Source organism: Rhizobium etli 8C-3 (assembly GCF_001908375.1).
Lineage (GTDB): Bacteria > Pseudomonadota > Alphaproteobacteria > Rhizobiales > Rhizobiaceae > Rhizobium > Rhizobium etli_B.
Window position 1 is genome coordinate 1,402,244 of record NZ_CP017241.1, and the last position, 17,976, is coordinate 1,420,219.

The following is a 17,976-nucleotide window of genomic DNA, read 5'->3' on the forward strand; positions in this document are numbered from 1 at the left end:
TGGCTCCTTCCTGCACGCGAAGATCCAGATGGTGGAGGCCGCCGAGTGAGCGAGCCGGTCCACCTGTTCATCGTAACCGACGATGCGTACCAGGCGAGCTATGACGTGATCGGCGTCCACCTGGTCGAGCTTCCGTCCTTTGTCCGCATCGTCACCAAGGCCGACGACATCAGGCGCCTGCCGACGGGTGTGCGTTGCTTCGGCTGCTGGTTCGCCTGGGGCGCCCGCGAGCATGACGAGGCGCAGCTTGCCTGGCAGGAGCGGAAAGACCGGGGTGGCCTTGAAGGCGTCACCGTGACCTTCTTGGAAAAGCTCGACGACTGGCGGGCGAAGCGCCGCGTCGCCGAGGAGAATATCCTCGCCGAGCAGAATGACGCGGCGGTCATGAGCTTCGAGGAATTCTCCAACGCGCATGCGGCGGCTCATGCCGTGCCCTCCGAAAAAGTCACTCTCATGCCTAAGCAGCAAAGGTGGTCCTGATGCTAGCCGTCGACCGTTTCGGCTTTCCGCCCGTCGTCTCCAAAGATGAGCTTATCGCAATGGCGCCGCATGTCCGCTCGGAATGTGTCGCGCTGATGCGCGAGAGTGGCTTGAGCGAAGAGTTCATTGGTCGGCAGTTCAATGTGCGCGAGCACGTCATCCGCCACATCGCCGACGCCCGCCACGCCTTCAGGCTGCCGAAGATCCTCTTGGCGGGCGAGATCGATGAGGAAGATCAGCCCGCCGCAACGCCTTCTAAAAAGACGACCGGGTTGCCGAAGAGCGCTTTTGCGATCCTCAAGTTCATGGCTGGTCAGGGTGGTCGGATCACGGCCAGCAAGGCCACGATTGCGCGCGACCTCGATATGCCGCTCGGGAGTGTCGACAACGGCATGATGCGGCTTCTCGACGATGATTTCGTCATCCGGGAAATGGCGGGCGTCGGCGGGAAACCCCCAGTCTACTGCATGACAGACAAGGCGACCGCGATTGCGGCTGTGCTCTTTCCTATGACGTCGGTGGAGTGACCGATGCTCTCCGACTCGATCCGGCAGATGCGCGAGCGAATGAAACAGGATGGCGGCGCGGCCGGCACCCTGCTCGCGCTGCAGGCTTTCGAGATCGAAGCGAAGAACATGGAAGAGCGGCTGCACCTGCTGCTCGGCCGACCGCACGTGGCGCTCGACGGAAACCTCATCTCGGCGCCGGAGCCCGTCATCGAAATCTCGGGAAGCAGCACCGTGAAGGAACGCAGCACGCGCATTCTGCTCATCGTCGCGCCAAGCAAACCAGAGTGCTTTTCGACGGCGAAGGCCTTCGAACTCGACATGCAGCACGTCGGCGAGATGCGCTTCGTCAGCAATCCCTATCACCTGCGCGGCTGGTCGCGGGGAACGCCGTTCATTGCGCTTCATCGCGAGCGTTGGCCCGAAAATCTGGACGATGCGCTGCACGCACTGACCGTTGCTGGGCAGCTCCGCATCGCCAACGAAAAAGACCTCAAACACTTGAAGGAAAGGGCGGACGCGTGCTGAGCAAGGCAGATCCGAGACATTCCACCTCGTCCGCAATGAGCGGCGCGATTGACGAGCGCCAGGCGCTCGCCGCCATCATTCTCTGGAATTCAGGGCATTTCGACACCTTCGATATCAGCAAACTGCTTGACGTGAAGGAAGACGCGGTTTGCCGGACGCTTCATGCCGCGCGGCACATTGCCGGAGCGCGCGCATGACCGCGATGCCGACGCTCTTCGACGGCATGTCGATCGATGACATACATGCATTCGCAGAAAAGCAGGGTTGGGCAGATCCTATCATCTTCGACAGTTTCGCCGGTGGCGGCGGCGCTTCGGAAGGGATCAAGCAAGCGCTCGGCCGGTCGCCGAATTATGCGATCAATCACGATGCCGACGCATTGGCTCTGCACGAGGCAAACCATCCGGAGACGGTCCATCTCTCTGAAAACGTCTACAAGATCGACCCGCTCGACTATTTGCGCGGCAGGCATGTCGGCCTTGCCTGGTTCTCCCCCGATTGCAAGCACTTCTCCAAGGCCAAAGGCGGAAAGCCGGTCGCGCGGAACATCCGAGATCTCTGCTGGATCATTCCCGGCTGGATCGATCGTATCCAGCAGAGTGGTGGCAGGGTCGATATCGTCATCATGGAGAATGTCGAGGAATTCAAGGATTACGGCCCGCTGATCACCACAGATCGCGGCGAAGTGCCGGACCCGGCCCGCAAGGGTGAGACTTTTCAGAAATGGTGCAAGAAGCTACGCGGTCTCGGTGCCAAGATAGAGATGCGGGAACTTCGCGGCCGGGACTATGGTGCGCCGACCATCCGCAAGCGGCTCTTCATCATCATGCGTTTCGACGGGCAGAAGATCGTCTGGCCGAAGCCGACGCATGGGAGCCCGGATGATCCGGAAGTGATCGCTGGCCGCAAGTTGCCCTGGCCGATCGTCGCCGACTGCATCGACTGGAGCATACCGTGCCCGTCGATCTTCGATACGGCGGACGAGATCTGGCAGAAGTACGGCGTCAGGGCACAACGGCCGCTGGCCGACGCTTCCCATGCCCGTATCGCCCGCGGGATGGATCGCTTCGTTATCAGGGCAAAGCGCGCATTCGTTGTCGATCTGGCTAGTGACGTGCGCATCGCACCGTCGATCCAGCGCTTCAACACCGGTGCAACTGGCAATGACATGCGTGGTCAGATGCCTACCGTCACGGCCAACGGGTTCATAAAGCGGCCCGGCGGCGCGGCACCTTTAGGACTGCTCGCGCCGGTTCTGACCTATGCACAGCAAGGCGGCGCTAACCGTCCGGTCGACGGGCAGGCCCACACGATCACCGCCAGCGACAAGGATCAGAATTCGGTCATGTGCGCCTTCATGGCGCAGCACAACAACGATAGCCGCCGCATCGGAGGGGTAAATCCCGGCCGGCCGATCAATGAAGCCGCCTCGACGATCACTCACCATCAGCAGCTGGTTTCGGCGTATATCGCGCGCCAGTTCGGCACCTCGACGGGACACGGGGTCGAGGTACCGTCTGCGACTATCATGGCGGACGGGCAAGGCAAGAGCCAATTGGTGATGCCTTACCTCCAGTCCTATTACGCCACGGGCGAGGGCTCACGCGAGGACGAGGCGATGCGGACTGCCACCGTCAAGCCGCGCCACGGCCACATCGAGGCGGCGCTAGGTGCGCCGCCCTTCACCGATCAGCAGGCGGTAAGGGCTCGCCAGGTAGCGGGGTTCATGCGGGCGCACAATCTATGGGATGACCGCGAGTTCGTCACCGTGGAAGTCGACGGCCAGACATTCGTTATCGTCGATATCGGTATGCGCATGCTCACGCCGCGGGAACTTTACAACGCACAGGGCTTCCCACCCGACTACAAGATTGACGGCTACTTCGATGTCACGCGGATAGGTCATAACGGCGGCCCCTTGTGGGTGCCGTTCCCTAAATCGGTTCAGGTCTCCTGCGTTGGCAACAGCGTGTGCCCGCCGGTCGCAAAGGCGCTGGTGGCAGCGAACGCCAGTCATCTCGCCGTCAGGGATGTGAGGGTCGCGGCATGAGCGATCCCATCATCGACGATTTCGTTTTGCGCGCGCAGGCGGTCACGGTGACCGAGGCTGCCGCCAGTCTCGATATTCGCGTTCCGAAAGGCGACAAGGGACAGCCTTGCCCGCAATGCGGCGGCAAGGACCGGTTCTCGATCAATGCCACAAAACAGGTCTGGAATTGCCGTGGCTGCGGCAACGGCGGTCGAACGGGCATCGGTCTTGCTGGTCATGTGCTGCGCTATGACCTGCATTCGCGATCCGGTTTCCTGGAAGCCTGCGCCGCCGTGCTCGGAGAATCGATCCCTGAAGGCGGAGAGCGGGAGAGCGCGGAAGAGCGGGCCGCTCGCGAAACGCGCATGGCGGAAAGCCGGGCGCGGATCGCGTCAGAGGAGGCCGAGCGCGAGCGACAGCAGAATGACTTCCGTGATCGCGAGATGCAGCGGGCACGCGGCATTTATTTCAATGCGCAGGAATGCCTCGACGAAACCCTGTATGGCGCCCGGATGGTCCGGGCCTATCTGCGCCGCAGGACCGGCTATATGGTGCCGATGGAGACATTCATCAACCTGCGCTTCGACGGCAACCATACATACTGGCACGGACAGGACGAGTTCGGCCGTCCTGCTTCGATCCATTCCGGCCCGGCAATGATCGCGCCATTCGTCACCCTCGATGGTCAGGTCACGGGCTGCCATGAGACCTGGATCGATATGCAGAACGCGCCGAAATTCCGGCCCGATCTCGGACGGGACGACAAGGGCGAGACACTGACCACCAAGAAGATGCGCGGTACGAAGAAGGGATCGCTGATCCCGATCCTTGGTGACATGGAGGCTCAGCGCTGGCTTGGTGGCGAGGGGATCGAGACGGTCGCGGCGGTTGCCGGTTACGAAGGCTTCCGTTCCGATACCTTCTATTTTGCTGCCGGCGACCTTGGAAATCTGGCTGGCCCTGCTGATCGCTCGAAGGGGCGCAGCGAGAGCCATGTCGGAGCCAACGGCAAGAAGGTGCGCGTCTATCCGTACCCGAAGTCCGACCAGGACGCGGCCGAGGCGATCCAGCTGCCGCCGCATGTCAATGCGTTCGTGCTGCTCGCCGACGGCGACAGCGAATTTTACTTCACCGCGGCCGCGATGGCACGGGCGAAAGCCCGCCTCGCAAGGGACGGCCGCAGCATCCGCATCTGGTGGCCCCCGCAAGGGATGGATTTCGCCAGTCTGCTTTCCGAAAGGGCTTGAGGGTACGCATGCAAGATAATCTATCGACCGCTATGCCGGACGGCCTGCGCGAGATCGTCCAGGAGGCGCTCATTCAGCGCGGCATGGATGACCCCGAAACCCCACCCGTCTCAGACGATTCGGATGAAACTATCGAGCAAGGGCCTCCACCGCCTGCCGATGGTGAACTGAAGGCGACACTCGAATATTGCGCCGGGCTCGATCATTCCGATACCGACAACGGCAAGCGCCTGCTGAAGCATTTCGGGCAAGATCTACTTGTCGTCAGCCAGGAGAAGGCGAAGCAGGCGCTCTATGGTGTCTGGACCGGCACGCATTGGGATATTTCGAACGGCGGGCCGAAAGCGCTTGCGATCGCGCAGCAGCTCGGCGACCGGATCGCGCAGGAGCGCCATTACATCAAGCCGTCGCAATCCGAGCAGGAGAAGATCGAGGCTGGCAAGGCGGCGGCTGACGCCGACGCGGCGGGCGAAGATATCGACGTCGGAAAGCGCCGGTTGCTCGCGGCGCGCGAGAAGGCGCTCGAAGCCTTTGGCAAGCGCGTGAAGCGGCGGATGGATCATGCCGTCTCGTCGAAGAACATCGCGCGCATGAACGCTGCGCTCGCCTGCGCCGCTCCGCATATCATCCGTTCGCCCGACGATCTCAACGCCGACCGCATGCGCTTCGCCGTCCAGAATGCCACGTTGCGCTTCGAACGGCAGATGCAGCGGCAGAAGAACCCGAAATTCGTCAGCCGGGAGGAAACGCCGAATGTGCCGGAGACTGTCGACGTCTGCGTTGCTGCCGACGTCAAGGTGACGAAGGGCCATCGCCGCGAGGATCTGATTACTCACGTCGCGCCTGTGCGCTACGAGCCTAAGGCGGCATGCCCGCGATGGATGAGATTCCTCGAGACTATGCTGCCCGACCCTGCCGTGCGGCGCCTGGTGCAGGTCTCGTCAGGCCTCGGCCTCGTCGGCATCACGGTCCAGTATTTGTTCTTCCACTACGGCGACGGCGCCAACGGCAAATCGGTCTACATGGAAACGCTCTGCCGCCTGCTCGGCGAGGTGGCGGTAACCCTGCCGGCGACGAGCTTGATCGGCGAGAGCGGATCGTCCGGCGGCGCTTCTCCGGACCTCGCCCGCCTGCTCGGCCGTCGCCTGCTGCGCGTCAAGGAACTGCCGGAGGGCGAGGACCTCAAGGAAAACCTCGTCAAGGAACTGACGGGCGGCGAGACGATCACGGCACGCGATCTATTCGCGGGGTATATGGACTTCGATCCGATCTTCGTCGTCATCATGAGCGGCAACGGCTATCCGAAGATCAGCGGCAATGACGACGGCATCTGGCGACGCATGGCCGTGGTGCACTGGCCGGTGAAGGTGCCGGAGGCTGAGCGGCGCGAATTCGAGGAGATGCTCGGCTATTTCCGCCCGGAATATCCCGGCATCCTCAACTGGCTGATCGAGGGCGTGAGGATCTACCTCAAGGAAGGCCTCGTCATCCCTGATGCGGTCAGGAGCGCGACACAGGACTATCGCGACGACATGGACCGGACCTCGGCCTTCGTGGCGCGATGTGTGGTGAGGGACGAGACGGCCGATCCGCTGCAAGCGAAGTTCCTCTACTCGGCATATTGCCGCTTTACCGAGGACGAGGGCGGTAAGCCGATGAACGTGACAGCGTTCGGTCGCGCCATGTCGAAGAAGTTCAAGAAGGACACCTCGCAGCGGCTTCACTACTACAACGGCATCAGGTTGCGCGACGTTCCGGAGCCGCACCACGACACGCCAGAGCCGCCGCCCGGACGCTTCAGTGACGACGAGCCCTTGCCGGAGGTCTTTTGATGATCCCCGAAACCCCACCCGATACCTCCGAAACCATCGCTGTAGCGCGCTCGCGCTGCGATAGTTGCGATAGTTCGGGCGAGAGTTTTGCGACAGTTGGCAGGGGGTGAGGGGTGAACGAAATCAATGGCTTGCGATAGTTGCGATAGTTTTCGCGTGCGTACCTATGAAAAAAAACGGCGGGGTATGGGGTGAGAAAATACCAACGTAATACGATGAAACTATCGCAACTATCGAACGCTTTGAAATCATTAAGTAAAACTATCTCTAAAACTATCGCAGAACTATCGCAACTATCTCCGAAGGAATGAAAATGAGGAAAGTAACCATTGAACAATTCCTGACCTGGGCTTTCACGCAGGAGCTTTGCAAGGTTGGAGCAGGGGATACTGTGAGCTTTGGTTTTAGCCAGGCATGGAACGTCATGAGCGAGGTCGCGGTGCTCGGCACGCTGATCGACCGTTCTCCGAACGCTTACGGCGTCATCCCGGACTTCATCACGACGACCGATCCGCATCCGGACGCTATGCTGGCCGGTGATGCGGTGAAGGCGCTGGCGGCGCGTGGTGGCTTCGAGGTTGCCAGTGACTGGAATCCCTTCCCGGAATGGCAGGACCCGCATGGTCTTGTTGAGATCGAGGTTCGCCGCGTCGTCGACGAGTTGATGGCCAAGCGCGACGCATTGAACGGGCGGTATGTCGTCAACCTCGTCGTGACGCGCGCGATCCTCGATCGGGGTCTCGATTGGGCAGCGCAGGAGCCGGAATACAAACCGGTGCTGCGGTTCGGAAACCCGGCATGGTTTGTGAAGCGCCGCATCCGCAACAAGCTGAACCGCGTCGAGGAGATCGAGGATGATGGGTTTGACCGGAAGAAGCGGCGCCCGAAGAAGGGCGCATATCGGAAATGGGAAATGAAGGGGTCGATCCGCGGGCCGATCCTTGCTCGTTTGGACTGGCAACTGATGCAGGATGCCTTTGCCACGTTGCATTCGGAGCTTTCCCGGCGGCTTCATTCGCACGAGTTGATGCCGTTTACGCCGAACCGGCAACCATGGGCGACCCTTCTTTTTTCTCGCATTTCCTCTCAAGTAACTGAAAACGCTTGATATAAGTTTTCAAAATCCATCTTGAAGTGCGACGGCTGGTTGACATACAGTAAGCACACTGAAAAAGATCAGAAAACCCGCTCGGCAATCGCCCGGCGGGTTTTGCGTTTCCAGAGCATGGAGGCGGCCATGAAACCCGCCGCTGTAATGGCGGCAACCTCTTCGGCAAAAGCATGATCGAGGCGTCCATCAAGTTCGATCTCCATGAGTTCGAGCGTGGTCTGAACAACATTGAGCGCAAGCAGTTGCCTTATGCCGTGATGTTGACTTTGACCGAAACGGCCAAGGGCGGGCGCCTCGAAGTTCAGCGCGAGATGGACAAGGTCTTTGACAGGCCGACGCCTTATGCAAAGCGCGGTGTCGTTTATGATAGGGCGACCAGGCAGAACCTGACGGCCGCCGTCGTCATCACTGGCGACAGGACGAAGGGCGGCCTTCCTGCTACCGCATTCCTCGGCCCGCAAATTGAGGGCGGCATGCGCACGCACAAGGCTTTCGAGCGGCAGCTGATACAGCGCGGCTTGATGGACAAGCGCATGGTTGCCGTTCCTGCGAAGCGCGCGACGCTCGATCGCTATGGCAACATGACCCAAGGTTTCTTGAACCGGATCATGGCTGATCTGCAGATCGACTATCGTGGCGCAGGCGCGACGCGTGTTCGCAGCGATCAGTCGCTGAAGCGGAATAAGAACTACAAGAAGGCGCGGTACTTCGTGCCGAAGAAGGATAGCCACCTCTACCCGGGGGTCTATCAGCGCGATCCCTCTTCGAACGCGATCTTCCCGGTCATCCTGTTCATTCCGTCGGAGAGTTACAAGGTCCGCCTCCATCTGAAGGATGTCATCGCCCGCTATGTCGAGGCGAACATCCATCAGAACTTCGAGCTGGCATTCGCCCGCGCCTTGTCGACGGCACGGTGACCGTTCGCTCTCGGAAGGCTGGCCTTCGAAAGTCGCGGGTCCTTCCTGGCAGAAACCACGCCCACGGGTATTTGGCACCGCAGGGGATGGCCAGTGTGAGTGATTTTTTGAAGCCTAAAGTCAGGGCCTAAAGTTAAAACCGGCTAAAGTTGATCCTAAAATGAGCGTTGCAGCGCAGACGATGAGCAAGGGCGACTTTGCCCGTCACATCGGTGTCACGCCGGGCCGGATTTCGCAGTACATCGCCGAAGGTAAGATTTGCGGCGACGCCCTCGACGGCGAGGGTCGCCTGGCCAAGATTGTGCCGGACGTCGCCAAGGCGCAGCTTCGCAAGACGCTTGAGCCGGGCCAGCGATTCGGTGCCAACGGCAGTGCCTCAATCAGTGCGGCAAGCGTGCCGTCCGGAGACGAAGCTTCGCCGCCGCCTGCCGGGATCTTCATCGATCCGACGCAGGACGAGCTGGCGCAGCTGCGGCTTCGGCGAGAACGCGTCAAGACCGAACAGGCCGAGCGCGAAGATCAGCTAGAGATCGGCCGCTACATGCTGTCGATTGATGCTCGGCGCGAAATGGGCAAGGCCGTCGCCGAGGCCTTCAAGGTCATGGAGCTCGGATTGAGCGAGATGGCGAAAGAATTGGCCGAGCAGTTCGGCATCCCGCAGCATGACAGTCATCATGCGCTGCAGAAGGCATTCCGGAACGTCCGCGCCAAAGCGGCCGAGACTTTCCGGCAGAAACAGCAGGAGACGCCGGAACACGTCGAGGACGACGCTGAATGACGGTGCTCTACAATCCGGAGCGTCTCGTCTTCGACGTTCTCGCCGAAGCGACAGAACCGCCGCCTGCTGTCGACTATCTCGCATGGGCGAAGAAGAACATCGTGTTCTCGGAGCGCATCACGGACCATCCCGGCCCGTATAGCGAAGAGCTGGTGCCGTTCTTCTCGGAGATCCTGCGGGCGCTGTCGCCGGAAGATCCGTGCAACATCGTCAGCTTGGCGAAGTCGGCGCAGATCGGCGGGACGATCTGCGCGAACATTTTCACGCTCGGCTCGCTGGATATGGCGCCCGGAGATTTCCTCTACGTCCATCCGACGGAGGAGAATGCGGCGCGCTGGTCGAAGACGAAGCTGATGCCGCTCGTGAGGGAGACGCCGTCGATTGCGGCGCTCTTCTCGCAAAACAGCCGCGATGCCAGCAATTCCGTTCTCTACAAGGAACGGATCGACGGCCGCGGCGCCATCCAGGCGGCCGGCGCGAATTCGCCGGCGGGCCTGTCGATGATCTCGCCGCGAAAGCAGGTCCAGGACGACCTGGCCAAGTGGCAGATGAACGAAGCGGGCGATCCGGAAGTTCAGGCGGACAGCCGAACTAAGGCCTTCTTCACCGGCAAGATATTCAAGATATCGACGCCGATGGTGGCTCCTGGCTGCAAGATCACGCAGAACTACCAGGAAGGCACCCAGGAGAGCTACCACGTTCCGTGCCCGCACTGCCACGAGCTGCAGGAGCTGAAGTGGGAGAACATGCGGGATCACATCGATCCCGAGCATCCGGAAAAAGCGCACTTCGTCTGTGTTCATTGCGGCTGCGAGATACACGAGTATCACCGCGCCTGGATGGTGAAGCCGGAAAATGGCTCGAAGTGGGTTGCCAAATATCCCGACCGCGCCCGCCGGCATCGCTCGTTCCGGATCTGGATGGCTTATTCACCATTCGAGCGCTGGGAAAATCTCGCCCGCGAGTGGCTGACGCTTCAGCAGGGTGGCCCGGAACGTCGCGAAAATGGATCGGGCGCTGAGCAGACGTTCTTCAACGATTGGCTCGGCCTGGCCTATGAGGCCGACAATCGGGCGATCGAATGGGAAACGCTGCGTGACCGGGCCGAAGAAAAGGGCTTTAAGCGTGGCGTCATCCCGGCCGAGGCCTTGGCTCTTGTCATCGGTGCCGACGTGCAGGGCGACCGTGTCGAATGGCTGCTCGTCGGCTACGGCCGGAACCGGTACCGCGCCGTCATCGACCATGGCGTCATCGACGCGCGGGCCGGGAGCCATCAGCCGGGCTTCAAGGAACATTCCGGTCACATCTCGGAGCCGGAAGTTCGCGCTGCGCTTGACAGATTGCTGGTCCGCGAATGGATCGATGAATCTGGACGCAAGCGCACCGCCGACAGGCTTGCTATCGACGGCAATGCCTATACCGAAGATGTCTGGTCTTGGGTAAAGCGTCATCCGAAGTCTCGCGTCCTGATGGTGCGCGGCGGCAACGTCGAAGCCGCGCCGCCGATCGCGCAGGTGAAGGAATACGACAAGCGCGGCAAGCCGAAGAAGTCGAAGTGGACGTCGCGGTTCTTCAGCTTCAACGCCTCGCAGTTCAAGCTTCGCCTCTATCGCGATTTCCGCAAGGATGAGCCGGAGCGGCCGGGCTATATCCGCTTCGCCAGAGGCTTCGGAGACGACTTCTATCAGCAGGCAACTGCTGAAAACCGCGTCGCCGAGAAGACCCGCACCGGCCACTCCCGTTATGTTTGGGTGCTGCCGCCCGGCAAGCGGAACGAAATCATGGACATGCTCAACCAGAGCCTCGCAGGCGCCTATCGCTTCGGCCTTCCTTACTGGACCGACGAGGAATGGGACGCAATCGAAGACCGGTTGAGCAGGATCGAGGCGCCCGCACAAGGCGATCTCGAAGATCACATCGCGGCGCAGACGACCGCGCCGGTACCGAAGAGGGCCGCGCTGGAAGGCGAGGCCGATCAATCACCGCTTCTTGCCGCCGCACTCGCCCGTGCGGCCCGCGCAGCCCAGCGAAACCGATAGGAAACTTTCATGGCCCTGACAGAAGCCGAGCGCGCGCTCGCCCAAGCGCGGCTGGATGAAGCGCGGGCGGCGTTGCACCGCCTGACGATCGGGCAGGCGGAAGTAAGCCTCGTCTATAACGGCGAGAGCATCACCTATAGCGCCGCCGATGCCGGCCGGCTTCAGACGTACATCCGTCAGCTCGAAGCGCAGCTTGGACTGCGTTCGTCGGCCCGTGCGCGCAGCCGCGGCGTGATCTTCGGATGAGCGCGCAGATGCTGATCCTCGGTCCCGATGCAAAGCCGATTGCTCCAGAAGTGAGGGCGGCTGCGCGCCTGCAGATGGCAAAGAACCGGGCCATGTCTTCGGCGGCCTATGTCGGCGCCTCCTACGATCATCCGAACTTCGCCAAGTGGAAGCCGGGCACCTGGTCCGGGCAGACGGCGCTCAACTGGTCGCGCACCGAGCTCGTCGACCGTTTGAACGACGTTGCCAGAAATGATGGCTGGGGCGCGGCTGGAACCTCTCGACTTGTCGACAACATCGTCGGTTCGGGCTGGCGTCTGGCGTCCCGGCCGAACCACGTGTCATTGAACATGACGTTCGAGCAGGCCGACGAGATCGCCGATCAGATCGAAGCGCTGTGGCGCGACTATACCCATGACGTCGACATGTGGTGCGACGCGGAGCGGAAGAAGACGATGGCCGGCATCCTCGGCCTTGCTGCTCGCCAGCGCTTCGGTCCAGAAGGGGAAACCTTTGCGATCGTTGTCTGGCAGGAGGACGCGCCGCTCTTCAAGACAGCTGTTCATGTCATCGATCCCGCGCGCTGCTCGAACCCAATGGGCCGCATGGACGAAGAGTTCCTGCGCGACGGCGTCGAGATCAACGGCTACGGCGCGCCGCAGGGGTATCACTTCCGCAAGTCGCATCCTGGCGACGTCTATGCGGGAAACCGCGGCGTCTGGACTTGGGAGTATGTCGAGCGGGAAACCGAATGGGGCCGCCCGGTCGTCGTTCACAGCTTCGAGCAGAAGCGCGCCGGCATGACCCGCGGCGTCTCCGATTGGGCGCCCGTCATGCGTTCGATCAAGCAGTCGACCGATTATGAAGACTTCGAAAGCCAGGCGGCGCTTTTGAATGCCGTTATGGCGGCCTTCATCGAGACGCCGTTCGATCCGGAAGAGCTGCTAGATGCCATGGATGCCGACGTGAATACTGGCAGCATACAGAAGCTCTATTCGGAAATCTCCGAAGCGCAGTCGGCCTATTACAAGGCAGCGCCGATCGAGATCCCTGGCGTTCGCGTCAACATGCTGCAGCCCGGCGAGAAGGCGACGCTGACAAAGCCGGAGCATCCGAACGCCAATTTTGAGGCGTTCGTGAACGCGGCGCTCCGCAAGATCGCCAGCGCCGTCGGTCTGACTTACGAGCAGCTGACGATGGACTGGAGCCAGGTGAACTATTCCTCGGCACGCGCAGCGCTCTTGGAAATTTGGCGTGGTTTTACGGCCAAGAAGGGCAATTTTGCAGCGCAGTTCATGGCGCCGATCTATCGCGCGTGGCTGGAGGAAGTGTTCGACCTCGGCCTCATCAGGCTACCAGCCGGTGCGGTTTCCTTCCACGAAAACCCCGCCGCATGGTGCCATGCGGAATGGATCGGCCCCGGCCGCGGCTGGATCGACCCGCTCCGCGAAGCGCAGGCCGCGACCGAGCGGCTTAGCAGCGGCCTTACCACGCTGCAGCAGGAAGCGGCCGAGCAGGGACGCGACTGGAAGGTCGACGCCGACCAGACGGCCCGCGAGGTGCGCTACTACGAGGAGCGAGGCCTTAAGCATCCGGCGACGGCACAGGCGGCACCGAGACCGATCGCAGCAGCTCCCGACGATCGCGATCAGGACGAGGAGATTGAGCAGGCGGTGAACGGCAAGCCGAAACAGGCACGCCGTCACCCGGTCGGCATCCCGGCCATCCGCAGGAGGAAACCGGCATGACGAACTATCCCGAAATCGCCAGCCGCATGTTCAACACGCCGCTGATGCTGCACCCCGCGAAGGGCGACATCATCGCCCGCGCCTTCGGGCCGCGCGTTCTCGGTTTGCCGGACGTTGCGTTGCAGGTCGCCGGCGGCGAGGAAATGGGCCTTGTCGGCAATCCCATGGGCGAATGGGTGCGCGAGGATGGTGATAGTGCGAGAGGACCTCGCGACATAGCATTCATCGACATCGAGGGATCGCTCGTCAACAAGGGCAAGTGGCTCGGAAAATCGTCGGGAATGACGAGCTATGAGGGCATCATCGCGCAGGCGCTCGCTGCGAAGGACGATGCCTCGGTTCGCGGCGTCGTCTACGAAGTGGACAGCTTCGGGGGCGAAGTTACCGGCGCGTTCGATTGCGCCGAGGTGCTTTACGAGGTTTCGCAGACGAAGCCGACGATCGCAGTTCTAACGGATCACGCCTGTTCGGCGGGCTATTTGCTTGCGTCGGCGGCCCGGCAAATCGTCATTCCGGCGACCGGCATCTGCGGCTCCATCGGTGTCATTTCGATGCACGTCGATATGAGCGCCTGGCTCGCGAAGGAAGGACTGAACGTCACGATCCTTAAAGCCGGTGCCCGTAAGGCAGATTTCAATCCTTATGAACCGATCCCGAAGGAAGTCCTTGAGCGCGAGCTTGCCGAGCTGGAGGAGCTTCGCGTCGAGTTTGCCGCGACCGTCGCGCGATACCGTGCAGGTCGCCTTTCCGAGCAATCCGCCCTCGCGACCGAGGCGGGTGTCTACCGTGGGCAGAAAGCGGTCGAGGCTGGCCTCGCCGATGCAGTGGCACGGCCTTCGCAGGTCCTAGCAGCCTTCGAAGCTGAACTGAGCCGGTCCGCCGGCTGATTTCCAACATCACAGGAGACAGCAATGTCAAATCTGACGCGCAGAAACGCGCTCGCACAGAGCGTGCTCGCCGCCGTTCGCGGGAAACTGAACGGCCGGGACACGGAAGAAGAGCGTCCCGAAGACATGGAAGATGACGCCAAGCCGGAAGGCGAAGAGGACGCGGACGCGACCGATACCGATCCGGATGCTGAAGCTGAGCAGGGCGACGAACAGGCCGAGAGCGATACGGAAGAGCCCAAGGATGACGAGGGCGACACGGAAGAGCCGAAGGCCAGCGCCAAGCAGACGGCTGGAATCCGCCGCGCCGAGCAGGGCCGCATCCAGTCGATCCTGAACCATCCGAAGGCAGCGTCCAATCCCGGCCTCGCCGCGGAACTCGCCTTCGGCAAGAAATTCTATTCCGCGGAGGAAGCGGGCGCGCTGCTCGATTCTTCGGCGGCTGGCGGCTCGCGCCTCGCGGACCGCATGCAGGGCCGGAGCCCGCAGCTTGGCTCCGGCAATAGCGGCGGCGCGCAGACGGAACGCCAGTCCGTCGTCGCGGCCGTCGGCAACGTCGTCCAGGCCATGCACGGCCGCAAACAGAAGGGAGCCTGACAATGGCTACAGCGACTTATGCACCGAATGACCTGCTCGTTTCCGACGTGCCGGTCATCGTCCGCAAGATCACTCTCTTGTCCGGACAGAACCTCAAGCGCGGCGCCGTGCTCGGCAATATCACCGCGTCCGACAAGTACACGCTCTCGGCCTCTGCGGCAGCCGATGGCTCGCAGGTTCCCTCTGCGGTTCTCGCCTTCGACGTCGACGCCAGCGCCGGCGACGTCGATTGCGACGCCTATTTCTCCGCCGCCTTCGACAGCACCAAGCTCATCCTTGGCGCTGGCCATACCGCCGCGAGCGTCGAGGCAGCTTTCCGCAAGGAAGGCGCGCCGCTCTACGTCCGCGTGCTGAAGTAACAGCCGAAACATCGAAAGGACCACCTTCATGGCTGATATTCTCCTCAATACCGCCGAACTGGTCACGGTGCTTCCGCCCCGCGACCGTCCGGAGGCATTCCTCCGTGACCGATACTTCGGCACGACCATCTTGTCGGATTCTGAAGAAATCGTCTTCGACAACATCCTGCCGGACCGCGAACTGGCGCCCTTCGTCCATCCGGACGTTCCGGGCCGTGATAGCGCCAACCGCGGCTTTAAGGTCACCAGCTTCGCGCCGGCCTATGTAAAACCGCAGAACACGCTGCGTCCGCGAGGCAACATGATCCGCCTTCCTGGCGAGCGCATTGGTGGCGAACTAACGCCGGCACAGCGCTACGCCTATAATCTCGCGACGATCATCGAGGATCAGGATCTTCGCGTTACGCGCCGCGAGGAGTTCATGTGCTCGCAGGCGCTGCGTACGGGTTCCGTGATCGTTCAGGGCGAGGATTATCCGACCCAGACGATCAATTACGGCCGTGACCCGGCCCTGACGATCGCATTGACAGGTGCGGACCGCTGGGGCGAAGTCGGCGTCGATCCGATGGACGACATCGAAGAGTGGGTGCAGCTTCTTGTCGACACCGACGGCTTCACGGCACGCGAGGTCCTGCTCGGCGGCGGCGCTGCCGGTTACCTCAAGAAGAGCCTAAGGTTCCTCGAAGCGCTCGACAACCGGCGCCAGGACGGCGGCGTGATGCAGCTCGGTCCGGTCTCGACGGGCGCAGAGAACAAGTACTTTGCGGTGCTCGGCTCGATCGGCGAAATCACTTTCGTCCAGTATTCGCAGCCTTATACGGTTGCCGGCGTGAAGAACAACTTCTGGCCGTCCATGGGTGTCGGCGTCTTCGATCCGTTCGGCTTCATGGGCCGCATGGCTTATGGCGCGATCCTCGACAACCAGGTGCTTCGCGCCATGGAGCGCTTTCCCGACATGTGGATGGAGCGTAACCCGTCCCGCACTGTCATCCAGACCCAAGCGGCTCCTCTGCCGATCGCGCCGAACGCGAACGCCAGCTTGTTCGCGCTCGTCCGTTAAACCTGAAACCTCGGAAGCCTGCCGCTTGTCGGCAGGTTCTTTCCCCAAGATAATGGAGGCTCCCAGTGAGCAAGACAGACCGTTTCAACGTCAGCGTCAAAGCTGGCGGCAAAACTTATGCGCCGGGTCAGGCGGTTCCGATCGGCGGCAAGGGCGGAATGACGGACGAGGATGCAGCGCGGATCCGATCGGAATTCGGCACCTTCACCGGCTCGCCGGAAGTGAATTCTGACGCCGGCGGTCTGCTCGGCACAGCAGAGATCGAGGCGCTCAATCAGCGCAACGACACGCTTGTGACCGAAAAGCGCGAGCTTGAGGGCAAGCTGGCGGCGAAGACGCAGGAATACGAGCGCCTCGTAGCTGAAAACAGCAAACTGGCAGCGAAGTATGAAAAGCTCGACGCTGATCATACGCAACTCGGCAAGGATAACATCGCACTCGGCGAACGCATCACGACGCTCGAAGCCGAGATCGTCAAGCTGAAGAAGCCCGCCTGATGAACCCGCGTTCCGCCATTTTCGAGAGGATGGGCGCGAGCTTCGACAGGGCCTTCGGCAATGTCGACGCCGTTTTCACCATCAACGGTGAAGCACGGCCAGGCGTGCGCGCCATCTTCCGGAAGTGGCGGGATGTCGATGAAGGCGAAGAGCAGGGGCAGGCCGTCGAAGGCACAACGCACCTCCTTTCCGTCGCGCATTCCAAGGTGCCCGATCTCGTCAGCCAGCGCGACAGCGTGACGATCTTCGAACTCGACGCCCTGCAGCAGCGGATCGAGCCCGGCAGCACCTTTCAAATCAAGAACCACGCCGACGATGCGCGCTCGATGCTCCGCATCTATCTCTCGGGAGACATCTGACATGAGCAAGACCGATCAGATCGAAGAAGCGAAGGTCGTCCGCGAGGATCCTGTTGCCAAGCTCTATCGCGACCTTCGCACCGCGGGTGACGGGCCGGACAAGACGGCTGCTCGAAAGCTGGTCGCCGGTATGACGCAGCGTCCCTGGGAACAGCTGCCACCAGGCTTGAAATCGGCCATCCGCGCCGATATCGGCCGCTTCGTCGACGACAAGAAGACGATAGAAAACATGTTCGAGGCCGGCTATTCCGCGACGCTCGTCCGCCGCGCGCTGCGCGATCTCGGCAAGGGATCGCTGTAGCGTGGCGCACGTTCGCAGTCAGGCATTCGCGGCGGTCAAAGCGCAGCTGGCCGCCATTCCGGAATTCGCCGGCGCGGGCAAGGTGGCGCGCGGCCGCGCCGCGGCCATTCCGCAGGAACTCCTCCCGGCTCTCACGCTGACGTGGGCTGAGGCCAACGAGGCCGCTACGATGCGGCCATGCTCCGGGCCAAATGGCGAGGACGGCTATGACCGGCAACTGCCGCTCTCAATCATCATTCACCTTCGGGACGACGATCCCGAGGAGGAGTTTGACCGGATCTGCGTTCTCGTAGAGTCGGCGATGGGCGGCGACATTCTGCTCGGCGGCACGGTTATCGAGGCCCTGCTTCAGACGTCCCGCTTCTACGTCAACCCGCAGACGGGCCTCGCACTCTGCGTCGGCGTGCTGAACTACATGGTCAGCTACAAAACCGTCGCGGCCAATCCCGAAATCACCGCCGCCTGAGCGGCTTCCT

Annotated in this window: 21 protein-coding genes; all 21 read left to right on the top strand. The window is 61.8% G+C overall.

The genetic code is table 11. The features are described from left to right. The first annotated feature begins 45 nt into the window (after window positions 1-45). The gene (locus AM571_RS07090) at window positions 46-480 is read left to right on the top strand and encodes a hypothetical protein (protein ID WP_074060812.1); all 435 of its coding nucleotides are present in this window, start codon (window positions 46-48) and stop codon (window positions 478-480) included. Then, a complete protein-coding gene (locus AM571_RS07095; protein WP_074060813.1) occupies window positions 480-1,007 on the top strand; it encodes a hypothetical protein in 528 nt (175 codons plus the stop codon). The genes AM571_RS07090 and AM571_RS07095 overlap by 1 nt, the downstream gene beginning before the upstream one ends. Window positions 1,008-1,010: 3 nt before the next feature. Further along, the gene (locus AM571_RS35630) at window positions 1,011-1,514 is read left to right on the top strand and encodes a hypothetical protein (protein WP_081377041.1); all 504 of its coding nucleotides are present in this window, start codon (window positions 1,011-1,013) and stop codon (window positions 1,512-1,514) included. Further along, the gene (locus tag AM571_RS07105; protein WP_074060814.1) at window positions 1,508-1,711 is read left to right on the top strand and encodes a hypothetical protein; all 204 of its coding nucleotides are present in this window, start codon (window positions 1,508-1,510) and stop codon (window positions 1,709-1,711) included. The genes AM571_RS35630 and AM571_RS07105 overlap by 7 nt, the downstream gene beginning before the upstream one ends. A gap of 26 nt (window positions 1,712-1,737) precedes the next feature. Beyond that, the gene (locus tag AM571_RS07110) at window positions 1,738-3,564 is read left to right on the top strand and encodes a DNA cytosine methyltransferase (RefSeq protein WP_074063114.1); all 1,827 of its coding nucleotides are present in this window, start codon (window positions 1,738-1,740) and stop codon (window positions 3,562-3,564) included. Then, window positions 3,561-4,790: a DUF7146 domain-containing protein gene (locus AM571_RS07115; protein ID WP_074060815.1), complete on the top strand. Its 1,230-nt coding sequence runs from the start codon at window positions 3,561-3,563 to the stop codon at window positions 4,788-4,790. The genes AM571_RS07110 and AM571_RS07115 overlap by 4 nt, the downstream gene beginning before the upstream one ends. 8 nt (window positions 4,791-4,798) lie before the next feature. Next, complete coding sequence (locus AM571_RS07120; RefSeq protein ID WP_074060816.1) at window positions 4,799-6,622, top strand: DNA primase family protein; 1,824 nt, start codon at window positions 4,799-4,801, stop codon at window positions 6,620-6,622. Between the two features lie 313 nt (window positions 6,623-6,935). Next, entirely contained in the window at window positions 6,936-7,730 is a 795-nt protein-coding gene (locus AM571_RS07125; RefSeq protein ID WP_074063115.1) for a hypothetical protein, read from the top strand. 173 nt (window positions 7,731-7,903) lie between these two features. After that, complete coding sequence (locus AM571_RS07130; RefSeq protein WP_074060817.1) at window positions 7,904-8,650, top strand: hypothetical protein; 747 nt, start codon at window positions 7,904-7,906, stop codon at window positions 8,648-8,650. Window positions 8,651-8,810: 160 nt separating this feature from the next. Beyond that, a complete protein-coding gene (locus AM571_RS07135; RefSeq protein ID WP_074060818.1) occupies window positions 8,811-9,428 on the top strand; it encodes a hypothetical protein in 618 nt (205 codons plus the stop codon). Continuing rightward, window positions 9,425-11,467 (top strand): phage terminase large subunit family protein, encoded by a 2,043-nt coding sequence (locus tag AM571_RS07140; protein WP_074060819.1) that lies wholly within the window; start codon window positions 9,425-9,427, stop codon window positions 11,465-11,467. Before AM571_RS07135 ends, AM571_RS07140 begins: the two co-directional genes overlap by 4 nt. Before the next feature lie 9 nt (window positions 11,468-11,476). After that, on the top strand, window positions 11,477-11,713 hold the full coding sequence (gene gpW, locus AM571_RS07145; RefSeq protein ID WP_074060820.1) for a gpW family head-tail joining protein: 237 nt from the start codon (window positions 11,477-11,479) through the stop codon (window positions 11,711-11,713). Further along, a complete protein-coding gene (locus AM571_RS07150) occupies window positions 11,710-13,440 on the top strand; it encodes a phage portal protein (protein ID WP_074060821.1) in 1,731 nt (576 codons plus the stop codon). Before gpW ends, AM571_RS07150 begins: the two co-directional genes overlap by 4 nt. Then, entirely contained in the window at window positions 13,437-14,327 is an 891-nt protein-coding gene (locus tag AM571_RS07155) for a S49 family peptidase (protein ID WP_074060822.1), read from the top strand. Before AM571_RS07150 ends, AM571_RS07155 begins: the two co-directional genes overlap by 4 nt. A 24-nt stretch (window positions 14,328-14,351) precedes the next feature. Next, window positions 14,352-14,924, top strand: a complete 573-nt coding sequence (locus tag AM571_RS07160; protein WP_074060823.1) for a hypothetical protein — start codon at window positions 14,352-14,354, stop codon at window positions 14,922-14,924. 2 nt (window positions 14,925-14,926) lie between these two features. Further along, window positions 14,927-15,283: a head decoration protein gene (locus tag AM571_RS07165; RefSeq protein WP_074060824.1), complete on the top strand. Its 357-nt coding sequence runs from the start codon at window positions 14,927-14,929 to the stop codon at window positions 15,281-15,283. 28 nt (window positions 15,284-15,311) lie between these two features. Continuing rightward, window positions 15,312-16,343, top strand: coding sequence for a major capsid protein (locus AM571_RS07170; RefSeq protein WP_074060825.1), 1,032 nt, complete (start codon window positions 15,312-15,314; stop codon window positions 16,341-16,343). 65 nt (window positions 16,344-16,408) lie between these two features. Further along, entirely contained in the window at window positions 16,409-16,840 is a 432-nt protein-coding gene (locus AM571_RS07175; protein WP_074060826.1) for a hypothetical protein, read from the top strand. Further along, window positions 16,840-17,199, top strand: coding sequence for a head-tail joining protein (locus AM571_RS07180; protein WP_074060827.1), 360 nt, complete (start codon window positions 16,840-16,842; stop codon window positions 17,197-17,199). The genes AM571_RS07175 and AM571_RS07180 overlap by 1 nt, the downstream gene beginning before the upstream one ends. Window position 17,200: 1 nt before the next feature. Beyond that, on the top strand, window positions 17,201-17,500 hold the full coding sequence (locus AM571_RS07185) for a hypothetical protein (protein WP_074060828.1): 300 nt from the start codon (window positions 17,201-17,203) through the stop codon (window positions 17,498-17,500). A gap of 1 nt (window position 17,501) precedes the next feature. Further along, complete coding sequence (locus AM571_RS07190; protein ID WP_074060829.1) at window positions 17,502-17,966, top strand: hypothetical protein; 465 nt, start codon at window positions 17,502-17,504, stop codon at window positions 17,964-17,966. The last annotated feature ends 10 nt before the right edge of the window (window positions 17,967-17,976 follow it).